Below are 260 nucleotides of genomic sequence, written 5' to 3'. Positions count from 1 at the left end.
AGGCTGTCAAGGCACGCATCGCCGAGCGTGAGCAGCTGTCTCGGATCGCCTGGGAGCAGAAAGAAGACCCCAACTGGAAAACCACGTCGGCCTTCCATCGATTCGAGGAGGCGTTCGCCTACCAGGGTCGTCAGGTCTTCCACAATGACTGGCAGGGTGTCTACGCGGTCTGTGGACTGCCAGGGGGCATGCGGGACGTGCCTACCCTGGATGACGCCCTCCGCCTTGTCTACGAGGGGTGAGCCATGCCCATCTCCCAG

1 protein-coding gene is annotated in these 260 nt (G+C 62.7%); it reads left to right on the top strand.

The window, feature by feature from the left end:
• Nucleotides 1-242, top strand: a 242-nt coding sequence (locus tag R0J88_RS21235) for a hypothetical protein (RefSeq protein ID WP_410901061.1), incomplete at its 5' end; no start/stop codon positions are given.
• Nucleotides 243-260: the final 18 nt, after the last annotated feature.

It is taken from the genome of Pseudoalteromonas sp. SIMBA_162 (genome assembly GCF_046535955.1).
Classification (GTDB): Bacteria; Pseudomonadota; Gammaproteobacteria; order Enterobacterales; family Alteromonadaceae; genus Pseudoalteromonas; species Pseudoalteromonas marina.
The sequence above is the reverse complement of the archived record's forward strand: the minus strand, read 5'-3'. Positions and strand labels throughout refer to the sequence as shown.